This is a genomic window from Pseudomonas sp. LRF_L74 (assembly GCF_965644255.1).
In the GTDB taxonomy this organism is placed as follows: domain Bacteria; phylum Pseudomonadota; class Gammaproteobacteria; order Pseudomonadales; family Pseudomonadaceae; genus Aquipseudomonas.
In genome coordinates this window covers 48,350-54,880 of sequence record NZ_CBFFRH010000016.1, presented here as the reverse complement: position 1 = coordinate 54,880, position 6,531 = coordinate 48,350, and the positions used below count along the sequence as shown (strand labels likewise).

The window sequence follows — 6,531 nt, the reverse complement described above, 5'->3', positions numbered from 1 at the left end:
TGGAAACACCTATAACCAACTGATTAACAAGGAGTTTTAAGATCAGGCCGCGCCGGAAGTGGCGCGAATTATAGGCATACAAATCAATCCGTCAACTCTCTTCGTGACATCTCCCACCTTCACGAATTGCGCACTCACCACCAGACCTGGGTAGAAACGCCCCCCCTGTAGGCACTTTTACCGCTTAATCAGGTCACACCGCAAACATGAAACAAGCACCCAGTTAGCTGAAGGGATAGATCCATGCGCTACTCGGAAGATCACAAGGCCAAGACTCATCAACGCATCATTGAAGAAGCGGCACGCCTCTTTCGACAAAAAGGTGTCGGCGCAACCGGATTGCAACCCCTGATGAAAACTCTCGGCCTGACTCATGGCGGCTTCTATGCCCACTTCAAGTCCAAGGACGAACTTGTCGAAACCGCATTACGCTACTCCGCAGACCAAGCCGGAACGAGCTTCTTCAAAGACGCGCCACTAGCCGAATACATCCACAGCTATCTATCAGCGACTCACAGAGAAGATGCCGGGACAGGATGCCCCCTGACAACACTGTCAGTAGAACTTGGACAACGCGGCACGCCCAGCCCGGTTACCGACGAGATGATCGACAAACGACTGCAGGCTATAGAAAAGAGACTGGATTGCGATAACGCTGACGAGCAAAGCGTGCTCATGCTCTGCGCCATGGTCGGCGCACTGATGCTGTCACGCAGCGTAAACGATAAAGGACTGTCGGACAGGCTTTTGCAGACAACCCGCGATGCACTCATGGAACAGATAGAAGAAGCGCAATACGCCTGATTCCCTCAGGCAACGATCAGAGGCGCGGTGGAACACCGCTATGAAAACGGAACTCCGCATCAGAACTCTCGATCAACTCACGCTCGCTTGCGCGAACCCGCTCTATCGCCCGATCCACATCTTGCGCATCACCGTATTGATAGGCAAAGCGCAGATAATTCTGGAAGTGACGCGCCTCGGACTTCAGTAGCCCGAAATAGAATCGAGACAACTCCTCATCCAGATGTGGCACCACCGCCTCGAAACGCTCGCACGAACGCGCCTCGATGAACGCCCCGACCACCAGGGTGTCAATCAGCTTATGCGGCTCATGGGTTCGTACGACTGACCTCAAACCCGACGCATAACGGCTTGCGGAAATCGGACGCAAGCCGATCTTGCGCTTCTTGAGGATACGCAACACCTGCTCATGATGGACAAGCTCCTCACGAGCAAGGCGCGACATGTAATTGATCAGGTCGACATGCTGCCCATACTTGGCAATGAGGCTGAGAGCAGTGGAAGCGGCCTTGAACTCACAGTTCTTATGATCCAGAAGCATGACATCCTGCTGTCGCAGCGCTTCCTGCACCCATGCGTCGGGTGTTCGGCATCCAAGAAAATCGTGTATTTCAGGAAAGCTCACTTCCCGTCCCCAACAGTGACCATTGAACCAGCACAGAGTCGACGAGATAAGAATGAGGGCATGATCGGTGCGATATATGAGGTAAAGCGCGGCATTATACGGTGACATCCTTTCCATGCCAGCCTGCTGAAAAGCTGCAAAGAATCAGACTCGAAGCTCCATCCCCTCACGTAGAAAACGAGGTGCGATATAACGTTCGTAATGAGCCTCTGAGAGCAGGAAGAATTCACGCTCGATAGCCTCTCTCAGGACAGGCAATTCCCACTCACGAAATTCGGGAAGTAACGCAATACCATAGGCATCCAATCGATTGATCATGCGCGACGCTCTCGCGATCAGTTGGTAAGCCCAGCAATATGGGGATTGCTCCAAAACGAAACGAACCTGACGTTGCTCAAGCTGAAGGCGCAAACGCTCAGCATCGAAGACTTCAAGCTTCGCTTGCATGACCTGGCTAAGCAGAACCTCGAGCCGTCGCCAAACTGCCTGCTTCTCCTGGTCTTCGTACAGATTCCAATTGACGATCTCATGGTGGAATCGCTTACAGCCCCGGCAGACCGTGTCGCCGAATACCGTCGAGCAGAGTCCTACGCAAGGCGTTTTGATTCGCTGATTAGACATGGCGAATGGAAACACTAAAGTAAAATACAGGTGAGCCATCTTAACGACTCAGGCGCCCAGGGTCACCCTGAATGACCGAAGCGGCTTCGCATGACCATTAGCGTATAGTCGCAGACCATATAGTCATTTGCTTCGGGCATGTCACTTAACTTTGTGCCCCTTCTCCGGTAGACTCAGCTCGCCTTTTTAGGCATCGATGTCCGTTAGAAGCTGTTTTCAAAGCGTCACGAGCACAGTTCATCCGCCCGGAACGACGTTGGCTCGGATCACCGCAAAGGTATCCGCGCCAACCCCCTCATCAGCCCGTCCGGCGGCGTAAAACTTTGAAAGCAGCTTCTGTTATGGAGTTACCGACACACCGGCCCAAGCGCTCAAAAAGCGCCGAAGCGCAGTGTGCGGCAGCTTTCTGGATGAGCATCGCGGGGCCACCCCGTGATCACTGATGAGGGTAATAACTGTGCTTGAAGCCTATCGCAAACACGTAGAAGAGCGTGCCGCCCTGGGAATCGTTCCCCAGCCGCTGAACGCCGAGCAAACCGCAGGTCTGGTCGAACTGCTGAAGAACCCGCCCGTTGGCGAAGAGGAATTTCTCCTCGACCTGATTACCAACCGCGTTCCGCCAGGCGTTGACGAGGCCGCCTACGTCAAGGCTGGCTTCCTGTCTGCCATCGCCAAGGGTGAAGCAAGCTCCCCATTGCTGAACAAGACACGCGCCGTCGAGTTGCTCGGCACCATGCAGGGCGGCTACAACATCGCCACGCTGGTCGAGTTGCTGGACGACGCCAAGTTGTCCAGCATCGCAGCAGAACAGCTCAAACAAACCCTGCTGATGTTCGACGCCTTCCACGACGTTGCCGAGCGTGCCAAGAACGGTAATGCCAATGCCAAGGCCGTGATGCAATCCTGGGCCGATGGCGAATGGTTCGTGAATCGCCCAGCGGTGCCGGAGAAAGTCACCCTGACCGTGTTCAAGGTGCCGGGTGAAACCAACACTGACGACCTCTCCCCTGCGCCGGATGCCTGGTCGCGCCCGGATATCCCGCTGCACGCCCTGGCCATGCTGAAGATGGCCCGCGACGGCATCGAGCCCCAGCAACCCGGCTCCGTCGGCCCGCTGCAACAGATCGAGGACGTCAAGGCCAAGGGCTTCCCGGTCGCCTATGTCGGTGACGTGGTCGGTACCGGTTCGTCGCGCAAGTCCGCGACCAACTCCGTGCTGTGGTTCTTCGGTGATGACATTCCGCATGTACCGAACAAGCGCGCCGGTGGTTTCTGCTTCGGCACCAAGATCGCGCCGATCTTCTACAACACCATGGAAGACGCCGGCGCCCTGCCGATCGAATTCGACTGCAGCAACCTGGGCATGGGCGATGTCATCGACGTCTACCCGATCAAGGGCGAAGTCCGCCGCCACGACAACGATGAGCTGATCACCACCTTCAGCCTGAAGACCGATGTGCTGCTGGACGAAGTCCGCGCCGGTGGTCGTATCCCGCTGATCGTCGGCCGTGGCCTGACCGAAAAAGCCCGTGCCGAGCTCGGCCTGGCTCCGTCCACCCTGTTCAAGAAGCCAGAAGCTCCAGCCGACAGCGGCAAGGGCTTCACCCTGGCGCAGAAGATGGTCGGCCGTGCCTGCGGTCTGCCGGAAGGCCAAGGCGTACGTCCTGGTACCTACTGCGAACCGAGGATGACCACCGTCGGTTCCCAGGACACTACCGGCCCGATGACTCGCGACGAGCTGAAAGACCTGGCCTGCCTGGGCTTCTCCGCCGACCTGGTGATGCAGTCCTTCTGCCACACCGCCGCCTATCCGAAGCCGATCGACGTCACCACGCACCACACCCTGCCGGACTTCATCATGACCCGTGGCGGTGTCTCCCTGCGTCCCGGCGACGGCATCATCCACAGTTGGCTGAACCGCATGCTGCTGCCTGACACCGTCGGCACCGGCGGCGACTCGCACACCCGCTTCCCGATCGGTATTTCCTTCCCGGCCGGTTCTGGCCTGGTGGCCTTCGCCGCCGCCACTGGCGTCATGCCGCTGGACATGCCGGAATCTGTGCTGGTTCGCTTCAAGGGCAAGCTGCAACCAGGCATCACCCTGCGCGACCTGGTCCATGCCATTCCTTACTACGCGATCCAGCAGGGCCTGCTGACCGTCGAGAAGAAAGGCAAGAAGAACATCTTCTCTGGCCGCATCCTCGAGATCGAAGGCCTCAATGACCTGACCGTCGAGCAAGCCTTCGAGCTGTCCGACGCCTCTGCCGAACGCTCTGCAGCCGGTTGCACCATCAAGCTGCCGGAAGAAGCGATCGCCGAGTACCTGAAGTCCAACATCACCCTGCTGCGCTGGATGATCGGCGAAGGTTATGGTGACGCTCGTACCATGGAGCGCCGTGCCCAGGCGATGGAAGCGTGGCTGGCCAAGCCTGAACTGCTGCAAGGTGATGCCGATGCCGAGTATGCGGCGGTAATCGATATCGACCTGGCCGACGTCAAGGAGCCCGTACTTTGCGCACCGAACGACCCGGACGATGCCCGCCTGCTGTCCAGCGTCCAAGGCCGCAAGATCGATGAAGTATTCATCGGTTCCTGCATGACCAACATCGGTCACTTCCGCGCTGCCGGCAAGCTGCTGGACAAGGTCAAGGGTGGCATCCCGACTCGCCTGTGGCTGGCTCCGCCAACCAAGATGGACCAGCATCAGTTGACCGAGGAAGGCTACTACGGCATCTACGGCAAGGCCGGTGCGCGCATGGAAATGCCAGGCTGCTCGCTGTGCATGGGTAACCAGGCTCGCGTACAGACCGGCTCCACCGTGGTGTCGACCTCGACCCGTAACTTCCCCAACCGCCTGGGCGATGCAACCGATGTGTTCCTGGCATCGGCTGAGCTGGCTGCGGTCTCCTCCATCCTCGGCAAGCTGCCTACCGTCGAGGAATACATGGAATACGCGAAGAACATCGACAGCATGTCTGCCGATATCTATCGCTACCTCAGCTTCGACCAGATCGCCGAATACAAGGATGCGGCTGCGAACGCCAAGATCCCGGTGATCCAGGCCTAAGCCTTAGCATTGAAGAGAGCCCCGCCCCGTGCGGGGCTTTTCTTTTTCAGGGCCCTTGCTGGGCACATGGCTTGCTAGAACAAAACATGCATGTGCCCATCAATGGCGACGGGCATGGATCGACAACGGCGTCGTTCTCGGCGATCAACCAAGGTTGATGGCTGGAACGACGTTTTCGTTCTTGGAATGACCATGAGCAAAGACAACCCAACTCGCAGTGACAACCTGGCCTGGATCACCGGATCGGACGCGCCGGAAAAGCGCGTCCTCGACCTGGGGTTCATGCCTCTGACCGACGCCGCGCCGCTGATAGTCGCCGCGACGCAGGGCTTCGCCCAGCCTTATGGGCTGACGCTGAACCTGAAGCGCCAGGCATCCTGGGCAGGTTTGCGCGACAAGCTGATCGTCGGGCAACTGGATGCTGCTCATGCCCTCTACGGACAGGTCTATGGCAGCCACTTGGGTATCGCCAGCACGGCCACGCCCATGGCAATCCTCATGGGAATCTGCCAGAACGGCCAGGCCATCAACCTGTCAGAGCCGCTGAAACGGGCCGGCGTGACCACTATCGAAGCACTTCGCACAAGAGTGCACCAGAAAGGCGCAAAACTCATCTTCGCCCAGACATTCCCTACCGGCACCCATGCCATGTGGCTGAACTACTGGTTGGCCGCGCATGGCATCGACCCGCTACGGGATGTCAGCAGCGTGGTGCTTCCACCGTCACTGATGGTCGAGCACATGGCTTCCGGGCGTATCGACGGTTTCTGCGCTGGCGGCCCCTGGGGGGCCCTGGCTGTCGATGAGCAACAAGGATTTACCTTGGCCACCAGTCAGATGATCTGGCCTGACCACCCGGAAAAGGTCTTGGCAACAACAGCAGACTTCGCCGAGCAGTACCCGAACACCGCCAGGGCCTTGTGTATGGCGGTGTTGGAAGCGAGCCACTTCATCGAAGAGAACGAGGAAAACAAGCGAAGTACCGCAAAACTCATCAGCGGCCGCGACTATGTGGACGCCCCGCTCTCCGCCATCGAGCCACGCTTCCTCGGGCATTATCAGGATGGCCTGGGCAATGCCTGGCTCGACGAGCATCCACTGCGCTTCTTCGACCATGGCTCGGTCAACATGCCTTGGCTGTCGGATGGCATGTGGTTCATGACCCAGTTCCTCCGCTGGGGCCTGCTCAAGGATGATCCCGACTATCTGGGTGTAGCCAGGACGGTACAGCGTCTGGACATCTATCGGGACGCAGCCGGCGCGTTGGGGATCGATGTTCCCGAGAACAGCATGCGCAGTGCCAGGCTAATCGACGGCAGCATCTGGGATGGCAGCGCTCCAGCCGACTATGCGCGGAGCTTCGCCATCCATGCCATCGATCCGCTACGTCGAAGCACGCCTTGAGGAAGTCGCC

Annotated in this window: 5 protein-coding genes; 3 read left to right on the top strand and 2 right to left on the bottom strand. The window is 58.4% G+C overall.

Annotated elements, in window-relative coordinates; all coding sequences use genetic code 11:
• The first annotated feature begins 243 nt into the window (after positions 1-243).
• Positions 244-804, top strand: coding sequence for a TetR/AcrR family transcriptional regulator (locus ACSZPK_RS25795; RefSeq protein WP_437884477.1), 561 nt, complete (start codon positions 244-246; stop codon positions 802-804).
• A 16-nt stretch (positions 805-820) separates the two neighbouring features.
• On the opposite strand, the gene ACSZPK_RS25790 is transcribed toward ACSZPK_RS25795, so the two are convergent.
• Positions 821-1,429, bottom strand: coding sequence for a tRNA-(ms[2]io[6]A)-hydroxylase (locus tag ACSZPK_RS25790; protein WP_437884476.1), 609 nt, complete (start codon positions 1,427-1,429; stop codon positions 821-823).
• A gap of 144 nt (positions 1,430-1,573) precedes the next feature.
• On the bottom strand, positions 1,574-2,050 hold the full coding sequence (locus ACSZPK_RS25785; protein ID WP_437884481.1) for a DUF1289 domain-containing protein: 477 nt from the start codon (positions 2,048-2,050) through the stop codon (positions 1,574-1,576).
• 457 nt (positions 2,051-2,507) lie between these two features.
• Here ACSZPK_RS25785 and acnB point away from each other — a divergent pair, with 457 nt between their 5' ends.
• On the top strand, positions 2,508-5,117 hold the full coding sequence (acnB, locus tag ACSZPK_RS25780) for a bifunctional aconitate hydratase 2/2-methylisocitrate dehydratase (protein WP_437884480.1): 2,610 nt from the start codon (positions 2,508-2,510) through the stop codon (positions 5,115-5,117).
• A gap of 192 nt (positions 5,118-5,309) precedes the next feature.
• The gene (locus tag ACSZPK_RS25775) at positions 5,310-6,521 is read left to right on the top strand and encodes a CmpA/NrtA family ABC transporter substrate-binding protein (RefSeq protein ID WP_437884475.1); all 1,212 of its coding nucleotides are present in this window, start codon (positions 5,310-5,312) and stop codon (positions 6,519-6,521) included.
• The last annotated feature ends 10 nt before the right edge of the window (positions 6,522-6,531 follow it).

Excerpts from the sequence above, each read along its gene's own strand:
- ACSZPK_RS25795 (WP_437884477.1), top strand. The coding sequence starts at position 244 with ATGCGCTACTCGGAAGATCACAAGGCCAAGACTCATCAACGCATCATT.
- ACSZPK_RS25785 (WP_437884481.1), bottom strand. The coding sequence starts at position 2,050 with ATGTCTAATCAGCGAATCAAAACGCCTTGCGTAGGACTCTGCTCGACG.
- ACSZPK_RS25775 (WP_437884475.1), top strand. The coding sequence starts at position 5,310 with ATGAGCAAAGACAACCCAACTCGCAGTGACAACCTGGCCTGGATCACC.